Here is a 1,359-nt window from a genome sequence, read left to right on the forward strand (position 1 = left end):
AACCACAACATCATGGTCATTCTCGACATGCACCAAGACCTCTACGGTGGCTACTTCGGCGGCGACGGCGCACCGGAGTGGGCCACCTTAACCGGTGGCCTGCCCAACTTCGATGTGGGCTTCCCGTTCAGCTACTTCGTGAGCCCGGCGCAGAACTACGCGTGGGACGCGTTCTGGGCCAACGACCAAGCCCCCGATGGAATCGGGTTGCAGAACCACTACGGCATCATGTGGCAGGCCGTCGCCAACTACTTCAAGGGCAACGAGAACGTCGCCGGCTACGAGATCATGAACGAGCCGTGGTCAGGCACCCAGACCCTGGGCAGCCTGCTGGGCAACCCGTACTTCGACGCCCAACAGTTGACCCCGTTCTACAACCAGATCACCGAAGCCATCCGCTCGGTCGACCCGAACAAGACGGTGTTCTTCGGTCCGAGCACCCTCGAAGCCAGCCTGCCGGTACAGAACCATCTGGGAACGGTCGACGACGACAACACCGCCTTCTCCTTCCACCACTACTGCATGGTGAATGCGATTTTCGCCGACCTGAGTTTCGGTTGCGACTGGAATGCCGACGCCGTGTTCGGCTACGCCTACGACTATGCGCAGGAGCACAACATGCCGGCGTTTTTGAGTGAGTTCGGTGCCACCAACAACCTTCCGACCATCGGCGCGAGCCTGGACGCGGCGAACCGGTATCTGTTCGGTTGGACCGAATGGGCCTACACCGGCAAGGACATCACCAGCACGTCGCCGGAGGACCAGGCACTGGTCTACGACACGAACCTGCCCCCGGTCGGCGACAACGTCAACTGGGACAAGCTCGACCTCCTGGCTCAGCCCTACCCCCAGGCGATCTCCGGCGTCCCGACGTCGCTGAGCTTCACCAACGGCGAGTTCAACTTCAGCTACACCACCGACCGCGCCGACGGCTCAGGCACCTTCGGAGCCGGCTCCGAGACCTCTATCGCCGTGCCGGCCAACCACTACCCCAACGGCTATGCCGTGACCGTGACCGGCGGGACCGTCACCTCGGCACCCAATGCCCCGATCCTGACCATCGGAGCCGACGGCGACGCCTCCACCATCACCGTCAAGTTGATACGTATCTAGCCGTCGACCCGCCAACGGACTACCGCCGACACTCCGGGTTGCCTAGGTGGCAGCCTTGCATCACGTAAGCAACTCGTTTAACTTCTCAGGCAGACTTCAGAATCTGTTGTCTTCCATGAAGAAGGGTTCGTCGGGATGCCTCGTCACCGCAGCAGGGTTGTGGGCAGCAAGATTGTCGGTATTGCCGCGTTTCTGGCTTTGACCTCTCCGGCCGCGCCGGCTCAGGCCGATTTCGACGACATGCTC

1 protein-coding gene is annotated in these 1,359 nt (G+C 61.8%); it reads left to right on the top strand.

Features of this window, described 5'->3' with window-relative positions:
* The coding region (locus N416_RS0121065; protein WP_024444066.1) for a cellulase family glycosylhydrolase at positions 1-1,113 on the top strand (1,113 nt) is incomplete at its 5' end.
* Positions 1,114-1,359: the final 246 nt, after the last annotated feature.

It is taken from the genome of Mycobacterium sp. UM_WGJ (assembly GCF_000455125.1).
Taxonomy (GTDB): domain Bacteria; phylum Actinomycetota; class Actinomycetes; order Mycobacteriales; family Mycobacteriaceae; genus Mycobacterium.